The sequence below is a fragment of the Flavobacterium enshiense DK69 genome, from assembly GCF_000498495.1.
Lineage (GTDB): Bacteria > Bacteroidota > Bacteroidia > Flavobacteriales > Flavobacteriaceae > Flavobacterium > Flavobacterium enshiense.
Genome location: NZ_AVCS01000009.1, coordinates 105,289 through 120,633 on the forward strand (window position 1 = coordinate 105,289; position 15,345 = coordinate 120,633).

Consider the following 15,345-nt stretch of genomic DNA (forward strand, 5'->3'; position numbering starts at 1 on the left):
GCTTTTATTTTTGTGTAATTAAATTCTTAAAAAAATGAATAAGCTGAAATTTTGTGTTTCTTTGATTTTTTTCTTTGTCTTTACGGCTGTTTTTTCGCAGAATTATCGCGATACTGTTATCAATGATCTTGTCAATGTTTCATTTGGCCTCAGTAGAAAAGATAAAGTACAGTATCTGGCCGCAAAAGAGAAAGTGCTCAAACTGGAAGAGGATTATGGCTACGAGGTTGATTTGAAGATGAAGCTTATCGACTACAGTTATATGCATAAGGATCTTGGATTCTTCAAGGAGCAACTTGAGATTTTAGTCAAAAACCATGGTTTTACAATTGCTTATATGACTGGGGGCGAATCGTATTCCGATGCAATTATGAAAGGTGAATTATCGCCGTGGTTTAAGGCAATGTATCTCAAAAATCATTTTATCTGGCTTGATAATAACTTTGAAAAGCAAATTGATCAGCGAAAATTGCATGATAACCAAATAAAAATTCAGACTATACAGTCAGTGGTGTCAAAAGTTCAAGAAACGGAGACTTTATCGGATACAGATAAAAAAGCTGTTGATTCCAAGTGTAATGAGGTTCTTTTTAGTACTGTATCTTTTTTGCATGACCTTTGTCGTAAATACGATCAATATCCGACCGGAAAAAATTTTGCGATAGTCCAGACAAGCACTATTTCAAAGTTGTATATTAATTTAAGCATAAAAGAAAATATCGAGCGCACGTGGCTGCTTGTTGAGCCCTATATCAAAAAAAGTTATTTAAAGCATGAAACGGATTATAGCGAGTATGTTGTTTACGATGCTTTCAGTTATATTCATTTTGGTTATCAAAAATACGGATTGCTCTCAAAGGACAGTCTCCCTGCGTACCTCCGTGTCAAAACCCATATAAAAGATCTTGTTGGCGAAGTTCCTGTTGAAAACGTTTTTTTTTCGGATAAAATAAAAAGAGAATTGGGCTGGAAGTAAAAAGCATGATGAAACTCCTTTTCTGATTTGAAGGATTATGTTTTTTTAGTGACGCTGTAACTGTTTAAATGGAGTGTACATTCCACTTCCTGTTTTTTTCGTGGGTAAATAAAAGTAAAAGTGCGTTTGCAAGAAAAGATAGTTTGTGAAACATATAATTAAATGTCAAAAAATTGTATATAACTAATTAAAATTCATAATTTTACTATTAAATTTAGAAGGTATTGGGAACTTAAAATGTAGCGTCATGAAATCAAAAATTGCAGTTTATGAGACTCACGAAGAAGCAATAGATGCTATCAAAGTGTTGAATGATCAAGACTTTCCCATGAGTAATGTTTCGCTCTTAGGAACAGCGGAAATAGTTGAAGACCACATCCACGTAAGAACAACGGATACGTTTAAAAAAGCGCCTGCTGTAATTGGTATGGGGGCGGGGACAGTTATTGGTTTACTTTCCGGTATTGGGATTTTTACGATTCCCGGTTTTGGTTTTTTGTATGGTGCTGGCGCTTTGATTGGTGCCATTGCCGGATTTGACTTAGGAATTATAACTGGAGGACTTATTTCTTTTTTGTCTTTATTAGGTTTTAAAGATGATGTCGTTGTAAAATGTGAAGAGCATTTGAAAGAAGGAAGATTTATGGTTGTTGTAAATGGTACAATTGAAGAAGTAGAAAATGCAGAACATATTTTACATACTGAAGGAACTCATTTAGAGTTCGTGGAATAGGGAAAAGATATTAAAACAAAAAAGCCGGCTCGAGCCGGCTTTTTTGTTTTAAGTATGTTGCTGTTTTAATGGATTTCTTTTCAAATAGATGTCTATTTATTGGGACGGATAAGCAATGCGGTTGGGTATTTTTTTAAAATTTCCTTGTAGTTTTTTTCGGCCTCAATTCGGGTTTTGAAAGTGCCAACCCATACCTTGTAGCTCGGATTCGAATAAATAATGGTGCCATCTAGGTTTCTGAACTCTTTTTTGAATTGCGAGAGGTTTTTTTTGGCTTCTTCGTTAGTTCCGTAAAAAATCTGAACCTTATATCTGTCATTAACAGTGATGGACGAGTTTATTTTTCTCTTTTCATTTAAGAGCATTTCAAACTTTGGATCCTGTACAATGTTAATTTTGGAAGGTTGTGAATAGGCTTTAAAGCCTGAAAAAGAGGATAAAATAAAAAAAGATAAAATAGATTGGGTTCTTAAAATTCTCATAATAAGTTGATTTGGAACAAAAATACAATTAAAACATTCAATCTGAAAACTTCGATTTATTTAGAATTGGTATAAATTACAATTTATGATAAATTTAAGGTTTTGATAATAGCTCATAAGTCGTATTTTTGTCCGAGTTTTTAAATAAGGCCTGTTCTTATATAAGACAGTGCTAAATTTAGTTGATAATCTTTTAATTATGAAAAAAGTGGGTAACCATAATTCGTTTTCAAAAAAATTAATATTCAGCCTTGCGATGGTATTATCGCTGTCGCTGAGTTCTTTAGCCCAAGATGCGGCTGCTCCTGCGGCCGGTGCTGGTGATCCAGCGAAAGGGAAAGCAATTTTTAATACAAACTGTGCTGCGTGTCATAAACTTGATGCAAAATCTACGGGGCCTGCCTTGCGTGGAGTTGCTGATAAGTATGATAAGGAGTGGGTTTACAAATGGGTGCACAATAGTGCCGAAGTGATTAAATCCGGTGATGCAGATGCAGTTAAGATATTTGAAGAGTTCAATAAAACTCCAATGCCTGGTTTTCCTCAGTTGTCTACAGAGGATATCGATAATATTTTAGCGTATACTTCTGTTAAGGAAGAAGCTCCTGCAGCTGCTGCGACTACTGCTGCTGCGCCTGGTGCTGCTCAGGAGGGTGGTGTATCCAATAATCTGATATTGGGGGTTTTGGCAGTTGTTCTGCTAATGTTGGTGGCAATGTTATTCTTTGTTAAGAATGTGCTTAATAAGATCGCTGTTGCTAACGGTGTGGAGGTTGCTGCAAAAGAAAAATCACTTCCGCTTTGGAAAGCATTCGCTAAAAATCAGTTTTTAGTTTTGGTTTCTTCTATCGTTATGATTTTGATAGGTATGTATTTTATCTATGGTTATTTGATGCAAATCGGTGTAGATCAAAATTATGAGCCAATTCAGCCTATACATTATTCGCACAAAATTCACGCAGGTGACAATAAAATTGAATGTAAATACTGTCACTCTTCTGCGAGAGTTAGTAAGACTGCCGGTATTCCATCGTTGAATGTTTGTATGAACTGTCATAAAAATATTTCTGAATTCCAGGGTGATAAAGATTCTACGTATGTTGACTATTCGAAAGAGTTTTATACTGCAGAAATTCAGAAATTATACGATGCTGTGGGATGGGATAAAAACACACAGAGCTATACTGGTAAAGTTAAGCCTGTAAAATGGGTTCGTGTTCACAATCTCCCTGATTTCGTTTACTTTAATCACTCTCAACACGTATCTGTTGCTGGAGTAGAGTGTCAGAAGTGTCATGGTAAAGTTGAGACTTTTGAAATCATGAAACAGGATCAGCCGTTAACTATGGGATGGTGTGTAAACTGTCACAGAGAAACTGATGTAAAAGTGGAGGGTAACGAATACTACGCTAAAATTCACGAGGAACTTTCTAAAAAATATGGTGTAGATAAATTGACGGCTGCACAAATGGGAGGTTTAGAATGTGGTAAGTGTCACTATTAATAATAAATTAAGAAGCTAATATTTATATACAATGGCATCAAACAAAAAATACTGGAAAAGTGTTGAAGAACTAGACCAAAATAGTTCTATTGTTGAGACGCTAAGAAACAATGAATTTGTTGAAGAAATTCCTACAGATGAATTTCTTGGAGATGCAGCTACGCTGTCTGCTTCATCAACAACTCGTCGTGACTTTTTGAAATACGTTGGATTTTCTACAGCAGCAGCTTCTTTGGCTGCGTGTGAAGGTCCGGTTGTTAAGTCTATTCCTTATGTAGTTCAACCTGAAGAAATCATTCCTGGAGTTGCAGATTATTATGCAACAACAATGATGGATGGTTTTGATTTTGCTAACATCTTGATCAAAACCCGTGAAGGTCGCCCTATTAAAGTAGAAAATAATAATTTACCAAATGCAAAATTTGGTGCAAATGCAAGAGTTCATGCTTCTGTGCTGTCATTATATGATAGCATGCGTGTGAAACAACCAAAGATTGCTGGTAAAGATGCTTCTTGGTCAGATGTAAATGCTGCAGTTGCAAAAAGCTTGGCAGAAGCTAAAGCTAAAGGAGGTCAGGTAGTGTTATTGACTAATACTATGTCGAGTCCTTCTACTGACAGATTGATTGCTGATTTCATTGCAAAAAACCCAACAGCTAAACATGTAACTTATGATGCGGTTTCTTCTTCTACTGCTTTGGATGCTTTCCAAATGGTTTACGGAGAAAGAGCTTTGGCAGAGTATGACTTTGCAAAAGCTGATGTTATCGTGTCAATTGGAGCAGATTTCTTAGGCGATTGGCAAGGTGGCGGATATGATGCAGGTTATGGAAAAGGACGTATGCCTAAAAACGGCAAGATGTCTAAGCATATCCAGATTGAAGCAAATATGTCTTTGGCTGGTGCTAATGCTGACAAACGTATTCCTTTGACAGTTACTGAGCAAAAACATGCTTTAGTTAAAATATATAATGTTATTACTGGTGCTTCTGCAGGCGGAGCTAATTTAGGTAAGCAGGAAGAAGCGGTAATGAAAGCAGCGCAACAATTAAAAGCTGCTGCCGGAAAAGGTGTTTTAGTTTCCGGTTTGGATGATGTTAATGCGCAATTGTTAGTATTGGCTATCAATAAAGCATTAAGCTCTGAAGCTTTCAATCCAGCGGCGGCTCGTTTGATCCGTAAAGGTGATAACAAAGCGGTAGCACAATTGGTTGCAGATATGAAAGCCGGTGCGGTTCATACTTTAATTATGAATGGTGTTAACCCACTTTATACTTTGGCAAACGCTTCTGAATTCGCTGAAGGTTTGACAAAAGTGAAAATGTCAGTTGCGTTTACTTTAAGAGAAGACGAAACAGCTGTTAAATCTACTATCGTAGCTGCAGCTCCTCATTACTTAGAATCATGGGGTGATGTAATGATTTCAAAAGGTCATTATGCTATCATGCAGCCGACAATCCGTCCGTTGTTTGATACTAAACAATTCCAGGAAGCTTTAATGGCTTGGACTGGTAATACAGCTTCTTATTATGATTTCTTAAAAGCAGTTGGTTCTTCAATTGCGGTTGGAACAACTTGGAACAAACTGGTTCACGACGGTGTTTATACTTCGGAAGTGGGTGCTGTTGCAGGTGGTTCTGCTGATTTCGGTACTGCAGCTTCTACGTTAGCGCAAGCTAAAAATGAAGGTGGTTTGGAATTAGTTTTATATACTAAAACCGGAATGGGTGACGGTCAGCAGGCAAACAACCCTTGGTTACAAGAGTTCCCGGATCCAATTACAAGAGCATCTTGGGATAACTACGTAACAGTTTCTAAAAAGGATGCTGAAAAATTAGGATTACAGAACTATAATGTTGCTAACGGTGGTCTTAATGGTAGTTACTCAACTATTGAAGTAGCTGGTGTTAAATTGCAAAATGTTCCGGTTATCATTCAACCAGGTCAGGCAGTTGGTACTATCGGTTTGGCACTAGGTTACGGTAGAAAAGAAGCAATGCAGGAGGAAATGCAGGTTGGTGTTAATGCATATAAATTGTATGCAAACCAAAATGCAAACCAGGTTGCTAAAGTTACCAAAGCTGAAGGTGATCATGAGTTCGCTTGTGTTCAGTTACAAAAAACATTAATGGGTAGAGGTGATATCATCAAAGAAACTACCTTAGAAATATTCAATACTAAAGATGCTGAAATTTGGAACCCGGTTCCAATGGTATCTTTAGATCACCAAGAGACTCCTGCAACAGAAGTGGATCTTTGGAATTCTTTCGACCGTACTGTAGGACATCATTTTAACCTTTCTATCGATTTGAATGGTTGTACAGGTTGTGGTGCTTGTGTTATTGCATGTCACGCTGAAAACAACGTTCCGGTAGTTGGTAAATCTGAAGTAAGAAGAAGCCGTGATATGCACTGGTTGCGTATTGACCGTTACTATTCTTCTGAAGAGACTTTCAAAGGTGACGGTGAATTAAAAGCAAAAGCAGTTGGATTGTTAAACTCAATCGATACATTAACAGGAATGGAAGATCCGTCTGAAAATCCTCAGGTGGCTTTCCAACCGGTAATGTGTCAGCACTGTAACCACGCTCCTTGTGAAACAGTATGCCCGGTTGCGGCAACTTCTCACGGTCGTCAAGGTCAGAACCATATGGCTTACAACCGTTGCGTAGGTACTCGTTACTGTGCAAACAACTGTCCGTATAAAGTACGTCGTTTCAACTGGTTCTTATACAGCAAAAACAGCGAGTTCGATTATCATATGAACAATGACTTAGGTCGTATGGTATTGAATCCTGATGTAAACGTTCGTTCTCGTGGGGTTATGGAGAAATGTTCAATGTGTATCCAAATGACACAGGCTACTATCCTTAAAGCGAAGAAAGAAGGTCGTCAGGTAAAAGATGGTGAATTCCAGACAGCATGTTCGGCAGCTTGTACAAGCGGAGCAATGGTATTTGGAGATGTAAATGACAAAGAAGGTCAAGTGGCTAAATTAGCAGAAGACGAAAGAATGTATCATTTATTAGAGCACATCGGAACGAAGCCAAATGTATTCTACCACGTAAAAGTTAGAAATACTTAAGAGTAAAAAATAAATAAATTATTAAGAAACAATATAAAGGATTATGTCGTCTCATTACGAAGCACCCATTAGAAAACCGTTAGTCCTAGGTGATAAAAATTATCACGATGTGACTGTAGATGTAGCTCGTCCTGTAGAGGGTAAGGCAAACAAACAGTGGTGGATTGTATTCTCAATCGCTTTAGCTGCGTTCCTTTGGGGAGCAGGCTGTATGGTTTACACCATTTCTACCGGTATCGGAACATGGGGATTAAATAAAACAGTAGGTTGGGCTTGGGATATCACCAACTTCGTATGGTGGGTGGGTATCGGACACGCCGGAACTCTAATTTCTGCCGTACTATTATTATTCCGTCAAAAATGGAGAATGGCGATTAACCGTTCTGCGGAAGCTATGACCATTTTCTCGGTTGTTCAGGCAGGTTTATTCCCGATTATTCACATGGGTCGTCCATGGTTAGGGTACTGGGTATTACCGATTCCGAACCAATTTGGTTCTCTTTGGGTAAACTTCAACTCACCATTACTTTGGGACGTATTCGCGATTTCTACGTATCTTTCAGTATCATTGGTATTCTGGTGGACTGGTTTATTGCCTGACTTCGCAATGATTCGTGACAGAGCGGTAACACCTTTCAACAAAAGAATCTATTCCATCCTTTCTTTCGGATGGTCTGGTAGAGCAAAAGACTGGCAGCGTTTCGAAGAGGTTTCTCTTGTATTGGCTGGTTTGGCAACACCACTTGTACTTTCTGTACACACGATCGTATCCTTTGACTTCGCAACTTCGGTTATTCCTGGATGGCATACTACAATCCTTCCTCCTTACTTCGTTGCGGGTGCGGTTTTCTCTGGTTTCGCGATGGTAAACACATTGCTTATCATCATGAGAAAAGTGTGTAACCTTGAAGACTACATCACTATTCAGCATATCGAATTAATGAACATCGTAATCATGATTACTGGTTCTATCGTAGGTATCGCTTATATCACTGAGTTATTTGTGGCTTGGTATTCCGGAGTAGAGTATGAGCAGTATGCTTTCTTGAACCGTGCTACAGGTCCTTACTGGTGGTCATACTGGTTGATGATGACTTGTAACGTTTTCTCTCCACAGTTCATGTGGTTCAAAAAATTAAGAACCAGCATCATGTTCTCGTTTATCATCTCTCTTGTGGTAAACATCGGTATGTGGTTTGAGCGTTTCGTAATTATCGTTACTTCATTACACAGAGATTATTTACCATCATCTTGGACAATGTTCCAGCCAACATTTGTTGATGCAGGTATCTATATCGGTACAATTGGTTTCTTCTTCGTATTATTCTTATTATATTCAAGAAGTTTTCCTGTAATCGCTCAGGCAGAGGTTAAAACTATTATGAAATCTTCTGCAGAGAACTACAAAAGAGAAAGAGAAAAAGAAGGACATCATTCACACAATCATTAATAGATCATGAGTACGAATAAAGTTATACATGCTATATATAACGATGATGATATCTTAATGGATGCTGTTAAGGCATCAAGAGCAGCTCATCATCATATTGAAGAAATTTATACACCATTCCCGGTTCACGGTTTGGATAAGGCTATGGGGTTAGCACCTACAAGAATTGCTATCGCTTCATTCCTTTATGGAGTAGTGGGATTAACTGTTGCAGCTAATTTGTTGAACTACATGATGATTGTAGATTGGCCGCAGGATATCGGTGGTAAACCAAGTTTTGCATTCTACCAGAATATGCCGGCTTTCGTTCCGATTCTGTTCGAGTTAACAGTATTCTTCGCAGCGCACTTAATGGTAATCACATTCTATTTGAGAAGTAGATTATGGCCGTTCAAAGAAGCTGAAAACCCGGATGTAAGAACTACAGATGATCATTTCCTAATGGAGGTTGCAGTGAATGGAAATGAGGAAGATATGATTTCTTTCTTCAAAAACACTGGTGCTGTAGAAGTTAAAGTAATTGATAAGCATTAATAGTAGATATGAAAGCCTTATATAAAATAGTAGCATTAGTAGGTGTGTCGATTGCCGCGACGTCATGTTTCGACAAATCAAAGCCTAACTATCAGTTCTTCCCTAATATGTATGAGTCAGTAGCCTATGAGACTTATTCTCAGTCTTCTGCATTCAAAGGTGGAAAAGAGGGGTTAAAACCAGCCCACGGAACTATTAAGAGAGGTTTCGAGCCTTATGATATTCCAAATACGCCAGAAGGTTATGCCTTAGCGAAAGCAAATCTTAAATCTCCGTTGGATTCATTATCTGTTGATGCTGAAAAAGGTGCTGAATTGTTCAATATCTATTGTGCAATCTGTCACGGAGAAAAAGGTGACGGACAGGGAAATCTTGTAAAAAGAGAAAAATTCCTTGGTGTGCCGAACTATGCTGACAGAGAAATTACAGAAGGTAGTATTTTTCACGTAATTACTTATGGATTAAATTCTATGGGTTCTCATGCTAACCAATTGTCTCAGAAAGAGCGTTGGATGGTTACAGCTCACGTGTTAAAATTAAAAGGAGAATTAAATAAGTAAAACTCATTTGAACGTTTAGAATATGTACACATTTTCAAACAAATTAAAAACCTTTGCTTTTGTCCTGATGGCGCTTGGCTTGTTAGGTATTGCTTACGGTTTTTTAACTGCACCTAAAACTACGCAAGACGTAGAAAAAATATTAGCAGAAAGTCATCACGAAGGTGGTCATCATGCTGCTGCAGCCACACATGAGGCTGCTGCTGGATCTGAAGCACATCATGAGGCTGCTGCCGATTCAGTAAAACAGGAAACTCCTGCTGCTGAACACCACGTAGTTGCTACGGATTCTGTTAAAACGGAAGAGGCTGATTCAACTAAAGCAGTTGTTGCTCCTGTTGTTGAAGAGGATCACCATGACGCTCATGCTGCTCACGCTGAGTCGCACGATGCGGATGCTCACAAAGAACATGAAAAACACCTTGAGCACGTTTTACACCAATTGCAAAACAAACCATGGGCTGCGTTGTATGTGGCTTGTATCTTCTTCATGTTGATTTCAGTTGGAGTTTTGGCTTTTTATGCAATCCAATGGGTTGCCCAGGCAGGTTGGTCTCCGGTATTGTTCCGAGTAATGGAAGGAATCACTTCTTATTTGTTGCCAGGTTCAATCATCTTCTTGCTTCTTTTGATTTTATCAGGTATGCACATGAACCATTTGTTTGCATGGATGGTAGAAGGTGTAACAGATCCGAAAAGTGAGCACTACGATGCAATCATTGCCGGAAAATCAGGTTTCTTAAACGTTCCTTTCTTTTTGATCCGTGCTATAGTTTTCTTGGCTGGATGGAATTTATACCGTTACTTCTCAAGAAAAAATTCATTGGCTCAGGATGAAGCTTCTGATGATTCTTTTTACAAAAAGAACTTCAAAATGGCCGCTGGTTTCTTAGCATTCTTCATTGTTACGGAATCAATCGCATCTTGGGACTGGGTTATGTCTGTTGACCCACACTGGTACAGTACATTATTTGGATGGTATGTTTTTGCCAGCTTCTTCGTGAGCGGTATTACAACAATCGCATTCGTTACTTTATATTTAAAATCTAAAGGATATTTAGAGTATGTGAACACAAGCCACATCCACGATTTGGCAAAATTCATGTTCGGTATTTCTGTATTCTGGACTTATTTATGGTTCTCTCAGTTCATGTTGATGTGGTACTCTAACATTCCAGAAGAGGTAACTTATTTCGTTACTCGTATCGAGCACTTCAAATTACCATTCTTTGGTATGGTTGTATTGAACTTCGTGTTACCAATTTTAATCCTTATTAACACTGACTTCAAACGTTTGAGTTGGGTTGTTGTAATGGCAGGTATCATTATCTTAACAGGTCACTATATTGATTTCTTCAACATGATTATGCCGGCTACAGTTGGTGATCAGTGGTTCATCGGAGTGTCTGAGATTAGTTCATTGTTATTCTTCTTCGGATTATTCATTTTTGTAGTGTTTACAGCTTTAACAAAAGCACCTTTATTGGCAAAACGTAACCCATTAATCGAAGAAAGTAAACATTTCCATTATTAATATTTTAAAGAAATAAACAAATGACAAGTTTATTGGTACTTACAGTTGTAGTTTTATTAGGAATTGCTGTTTGGCAGTTGACTAAGATATTCGATCTGACACAAATCGGTGCAAAGAAGGATAATTCCGAAATTGCCAATGATAATGATAATAATGTGAATGGTTACTTAATGTTTGCCTTCTTGGTGTTCATTTACTTAACGACTATTTACTGTGTTGTAAAATTTGGTGATTTGCCTTTAATGAGTAACCCTGCTTCTGAGCATGGTGCTGATTATGACAACCTGATGTGGATTTCAATGGTTTTGATTTTTGTAGTTCAGACTATCACGCAGGCTTTACTTCACTATTTCGCTTTCAAATACCGTGGGAAACAAGGTAACAAAGCTTTATATTTTGCAGATAATGACAAATTAGAATTTATTTGGACGATTATTCCGGTAATTGTATTGGCAGGTTTGATTCTTTACGGATTGTATGCATGGACAAATATTATGTTCGTTGATGAAGAGGAAGATGTAATGTATGTGGAATTGTATGGTAAGCAGTTTAGTTGGGAAGCAAGATATGCTGGTAAGGATAATACCCTTGGAAAAGCTAACGTTCGTTATATAGAAGGAGTAAACACATTAGGAGTTGACATGTCCGATCCTAATTCACAAGATGATAAGCAAGTAACTGAAATTCACTTGCCGGTAGGAAAAAAAGTGGTTTTCAAAATACGTTCCCAGGATGTATTGCACTCGGCTTACTTCCCTCACTTCAGAGCACAAATGAATGCGGTTCCAGGTATGGTTACTCAATTCGCTTTCACACCAACAATGACAACTGATCAGATGCGTAACACACCTGAGATGGTTGAAAAAGTTGCAAGAATCAACAAGATCAGAGCTGCGAAAAGCCAAGAGTTAGTAGCAGCGGGGAAAACAGCTTTAGATCCTTATACTTTTGATTATTTATTGTTATGTAATAAGATTTGCGGACCATCTCACTTTAATATGCAAATGAAAGTTATCGTAGAGAGCGAAGCGGATTACAAAAAATGGTTGAGTGTACAACCTCTATTGAGCAGAACAGTGAGTGAAGCAAAAGCTAAAGAAGCTCCGGCAACCGACGCTACAGTTCCGGCTGTAAAAATGGAAACTGTTAAGGTAGATACTACCAAAGTTGTAGCTCAGGTTAAATAATAATTGATTTTTTAATACTATTCAAATTAAAAGAATATGTCAGCAGCAGGACACGATTTAAGTCACGATCACGGACACGATCACGAACACCACCATAAGGATACTTTTATCACAAAGTATATCTTTAGTATCGACCACAAAATGATTGCGAAGCAATATTTGATTACTGGTCTTATAATGGGAATCATTGGTGTTATGATGTCATTATTATTCCGTATGCAGATTGCTTGGCCGGAAGAATCTTTCGGTATTTTTAAATTCCTTTTAGGAGAAAAATTTGCTCCGGGAGGAGTAATGCGTAACGATATTTACCTGGCATTAGTTACTATTCACGGTACAATTATGGTATTCTTCGTATTGACTGCAGGATTGAGCGGTACTTTCAGTAACTTGTTAATTCCATTGCAGATTGGTGCAAGAGATATGGCGTCCGGTTTTATGAATATGATTTCTTACTGGTTGTTCTTTGTTTCAACAATAATCATGTTATGTTCTTTGTTCGTTGAATCAGGACCAGCATCTGCAGGTTGGACAATTTATCCTCCGTTGAGTGCATTGCCTCAGGCAATCCCGGGTTCAGGTACAGGTATGACATTATGGTTGGTTTCAATGGCTGTGTTCATTGCTTCTTCTTTGATGGGATCTTTGAACTATGTGGTTACTGTAATCAACTTGAGAACTAAAGGAATGTCAATGACAAGATTGCCTCTAACTGTTTGGGCTTTCTTCGTAACGGCTATTATCGGTATCGTTTCGTTCCCGGTTTTATTGTCAGCTGCGTTGTTGTTGATTTTCGATAGAAGTTTCGGTACTTCTTTCTACTTGTCAGATATCTTCATCTCTGGTGAAGTATTACATTACCAAGGAGGTTCACCGGTATTGTTCGAACACTTATTCTGGTTCTTAGGTCACCCTGAGGTATACATCGTATTATTACCGGCATTAGGTATCACATCTGAAATTATTGCAACGAATTCACGTAAGCCAATCTTTGGTTACCGTGCGATGATCGCTTCTATATTGGCGATTGCATTCTTATCAACGATTGTTTGGGGTCACCACATGTTCATCTCTGGTATGAACCCATTCTTAGGATCGGTATTTACATTTACAACATTATTGATTGCGATTCCTTCAGCAGTAAAAGCATTCAACTACATCACAACATTATGGAAAGGTAACTTGCAGTTAAACCCTGCGATGTTATTCTCTATCGGATTGGTATCTACATTTATCACAGGTGGTTTAACAGGGATTATCCTTGGAGACTCCACTTTGGATATCAACGTTCACGATACATATTTCGTAGTGGCTCACTTCCATTTGGTAATGGGTATCTCTGCGCTTTACGGATTCTTCGCTGGTGTTTACCACTGGTTCCCTAAAATGTTCGGAAGAATGATGAATAAAAACTTAGGGTATATCCACTTCTGGATTACTGCGGTTTGTGCTTACGGAGTATTCTTCCCAATGCACTTCATCGGAATGGCAGGTTTGCCACGTCGTTACTATACAAACACAGCATTCCCATTATTTGACGATTTAGCTGATGTTAACGTATTGATCACGATGTTCGCTTTAGTAGGAGCTGCTTTCCAAATCGTATTTATCTGGAACTTCTTCTACAGCATTTTCTACGGTAAGAAAGCTGAACAAAACCCTTGGAAATCTAACACGTTAGAGTGGACAACTCCAGTAGAGCACATCCACGGAAACTGGCCAGGTGAAATTCCTCACGTACACAGATGGGCTTACGATTACAGTAAACCAGGTCACGATGATGATTTCGTTCCACAGACTGTTCCTTACAAAGACGGAGAAGAAAAACTTCATCACTAAGATTATAAATTCATTTAAAAAGTCTTTCCAACTGGAAAGGCTTTTTTTTAGAACCTTTTTAAAATGCGTACAATTTTTCTTTCCATTTTGTTTTTCCTGAATTATTCAGTTGCGATTTCTCAGAATTCGGTAAACAACAATCATGTCGTTTTAATTTTTGACAGCTATACAAAAGGTAATTCGGTAGCGGAAAGCGGAATCTACTATTCTAAAGCAAATGATTTTAGAACCGATTTTGTTTATCCAAAGAACAGTAAAGACACTGTGCTTGTTAATGAGATCGAAAGCAAAATGATACTGACGCATGTTTTTGATCTTGGTCTGAATTATGTCTATGAATTCCAAAAAGGGGATACGGTAAAGTTTGATTATAAAAACGGGCTTCCAAGGGTTTCATTGCTTAATAAAAGAACAGTCTTAAAGTATGATTTGAATTTTGAAGACGATTTCAAATCCATCAACAGACCTTCTGAGCCTTTTGTTTTTAGTATGGTAAACAAGAGACCGCGTACTAAAGAAGAAAATCTGATTTATGAAAAGGAGCTGAGTGACTATTTTGTAGCAAGAGATAACAAACTTGATGAGTTGTTGGACTCTAAACTAATTTCCCTAAGTATTTACACTGTTCACAAAGCAAGAAATAGGTTTCTGAGAATAAATCTGAACAAAGCAAATTTTGCCTTTGCCTCAGTGCCCGAATCTGATTTGATTCACGATAATTTGTTATCGGTTAAAACATATAAATATTTTCTTGAAAATTATATCATTGAGAAGTACAATGTAAGAAAACTGAATGATTTTGATTATGATGCCAAACAGGCTTTTGATGCTTCCTTTTCAGATTCAAAGCTTTCCTATAAAACGAAAGAATACTTGTTGTTCTCTTTTTTGAATGCTATTGCCAATTCTAAAGATAAGGATGCATTTTCATCGTATTTCGAAAAATTCAAAGTGTTTGAAAAAGGTACCGAATTAAGTCAATTGATTAAGGATAGTTATTTGTTGGATCTGGATGCGTTAAAAAATGAAACCAATCAGACTGTCTTACTTGATGAAAATAAACGTAAAACTACTTTGGACAACCTTATTGCTAAGCATAAAGGTAAGTTGGTTTATGTCGATTTCTGGGCCAGTTGGTGTGCGCCATGCCGAGCTTCATTTCCGTACTCTCATAAACTGCAGAAAGAATTAAATGCTAAAGATGTTGTCTTTTTATATCTCTCTACTGATGATAATTTCGAAGCCTGGAAGAAAGCCAATGCTAAAGAAAATCTTGCTGCCGGAGACAGTTTTTATCTTTTGAATACAAAGGCTTCCGAATTCATACAGAAGTTAAACCTTAAATCCATTCCAAGGTATGTTCTTTTTGATAAGGAAGGTAAACTTGTTAATGCGAATGCATTCGGACCTAAAGAAGAAAAGTGTAAAACGGAATTGCTTCACCTTTTAAATAAGTAATTG

12 protein-coding genes are annotated in these 15,345 nt (G+C 37.7%); 11 read left to right on the forward strand and 1 reads right to left on the reverse strand.

Going from position 1 to position 15,345, the window contains the following annotated elements; translation table 11 throughout:
- Positions 1–34 precede the first annotated feature (34 nt).
- Together FEDK69T_RS06370 and FEDK69T_RS06375 are read left to right on the forward strand one after the other, a co-directional pair.
- Positions 35–976, forward strand: coding sequence for a hypothetical protein (locus tag FEDK69T_RS06370; protein ID WP_023573330.1), 942 nt, complete (start codon positions 35–37; stop codon positions 974–976).
- A 247-nt stretch (positions 977–1,223) separates the two neighbouring features.
- Positions 1,224–1,709, forward strand: a complete 486-nt coding sequence (locus FEDK69T_RS06375) for a hypothetical protein (protein WP_023573331.1) — start codon at positions 1,224–1,226, stop codon at positions 1,707–1,709.
- Between the two features lie 92 nt (positions 1,710–1,801).
- On the opposite strand, the gene FEDK69T_RS06380 is transcribed toward FEDK69T_RS06375, so the two are convergent.
- On the reverse strand, positions 1,802–2,191 hold the full coding sequence (locus tag FEDK69T_RS06380; RefSeq protein WP_023573332.1) for a hypothetical protein: 390 nt from the start codon (positions 2,189–2,191) through the stop codon (positions 1,802–1,804).
- A 199-nt stretch (positions 2,192–2,390) separates the two neighbouring features.
- Between FEDK69T_RS06380 and FEDK69T_RS06385 the strand changes: the two genes are divergently transcribed.
- The 9 genes from FEDK69T_RS06385 (at position 2,391) to FEDK69T_RS15410 (ending at position 15,342) form a co-directional block, all read left to right on the forward strand.
- A complete protein-coding gene (locus FEDK69T_RS06385; RefSeq protein ID WP_023573333.1) occupies positions 2,391–3,695 on the forward strand; it encodes a c-type cytochrome in 1,305 nt (434 codons plus the stop codon).
- 31 nt (positions 3,696–3,726) lie between these two features.
- The gene (locus FEDK69T_RS06390; protein WP_023573334.1) at positions 3,727–6,780 is read left to right on the forward strand and encodes a TAT-variant-translocated molybdopterin oxidoreductase; all 3,054 of its coding nucleotides are present in this window, start codon (positions 3,727–3,729) and stop codon (positions 6,778–6,780) included.
- Between the two features lie 43 nt (positions 6,781–6,823).
- Positions 6,824–8,230: an NrfD/PsrC family molybdoenzyme membrane anchor subunit gene (nrfD, locus tag FEDK69T_RS06395; RefSeq protein ID WP_023573335.1), complete on the forward strand. Its 1,407-nt coding sequence runs from the start codon at positions 6,824–6,826 to the stop codon at positions 8,228–8,230.
- A gap of 6 nt (positions 8,231–8,236) precedes the next feature.
- A complete protein-coding gene (locus tag FEDK69T_RS06400; RefSeq protein WP_035630109.1) occupies positions 8,237–8,764 on the forward strand; it encodes a DUF3341 domain-containing protein in 528 nt (175 codons plus the stop codon).
- A gap of 8 nt (positions 8,765–8,772) precedes the next feature.
- Complete coding sequence (locus FEDK69T_RS06405; protein ID WP_023573337.1) at positions 8,773–9,324, forward strand: c-type cytochrome; 552 nt, start codon at positions 8,773–8,775, stop codon at positions 9,322–9,324.
- Between the two features lie 22 nt (positions 9,325–9,346).
- Positions 9,347–10,858 (forward strand): hypothetical protein, encoded by a 1,512-nt coding sequence (locus FEDK69T_RS06410; protein WP_023573338.1) that lies wholly within the window; start codon positions 9,347–9,349, stop codon positions 10,856–10,858.
- A 20-nt stretch (positions 10,859–10,878) separates the two neighbouring features.
- Positions 10,879–12,045: a cytochrome c oxidase subunit II gene (locus tag FEDK69T_RS06415; RefSeq protein WP_023573339.1), complete on the forward strand. Its 1,167-nt coding sequence runs from the start codon at positions 10,879–10,881 to the stop codon at positions 12,043–12,045.
- Between the two features lie 36 nt (positions 12,046–12,081).
- A complete protein-coding gene (locus FEDK69T_RS06420; protein ID WP_023573340.1) occupies positions 12,082–13,884 on the forward strand; it encodes a cytochrome c oxidase subunit I in 1,803 nt (600 codons plus the stop codon).
- Between the two features lie 63 nt (positions 13,885–13,947).
- Positions 13,948–15,342, forward strand: coding sequence for a TlpA family protein disulfide reductase (locus tag FEDK69T_RS15410; protein WP_023573341.1), 1,395 nt, complete (start codon positions 13,948–13,950; stop codon positions 15,340–15,342).
- Positions 15,343–15,345 lie beyond the last annotated feature (3 nt).